The organism is Rhizobium sp. 01T444 (assembly GCF_056398305.1).
In genome coordinates, this window is the sequence record NZ_JBFTPD010000269.1 from 1 (window position 1) to 610 (window position 610).

A 610-nucleotide genomic window follows, 5' to 3' on the forward strand; every position below is an offset into this window, starting at 1 on the left:
GTCCTTGAGCAGCCCGCTGGCGCGCAGCGCCGACTCGACCACGGGGCGGCTGGCTTGCGAGAGTTCGGTGAGCGGCAGGCGCATCGTGCCGCCGCACAGGCCCAGGCGCGCCATGGCCCACTTGACCGGAATCGGATTCGGCTCGACGAAGAGTTGGCGATGCAGGGGCATCAGCTCGAACTGGATCTGCATCGCGCGCCGCGTGTCGCCGGCGATCGCCGCCACGCAAAGCTCGTGCATCTTGCGCGGCGCGACGTTGGCCGTGACGCTGATATTGCCCTGGCCGCCGCACAGCATCAGCGCGACCGCCGTCGGGTCGTCGCCGGAATAGACGGCGAAGGTCTTCGGCAGGTCGCGGATCAGCCACTGGGCCCGCTCGATGTTGCCGGTGGCTTCCTTGATGCCGATGATGCCGGGCACCTGGGCGAGGCGCAGCACCGTGTCGTGCGCCATATCGGCGACGGTGCGGCCGGGCACGTTGTAGAGCACGGTAGGCAGGTCGCCCACGGCTTCCGCGATCGCCTTGAAGTGCAGGTACTGGCCTTCCTGCGTGGGCTTGTTGTAGTAAGGCACCACCTGGAGCTGGCAGTCGGCGCCCACGCCCTTGGCG

General features: G+C 68.7%; 1 protein-coding gene. It reads right to left on the reverse strand.

Translation table 11 applies throughout. The features are described from left to right. On the reverse strand, positions 1-610 hold a 610-nt coding region (gene dapA, locus AC1DTN_RS38385), incomplete at both ends, for a 4-hydroxy-tetrahydrodipicolinate synthase (protein ID WP_477925431.1).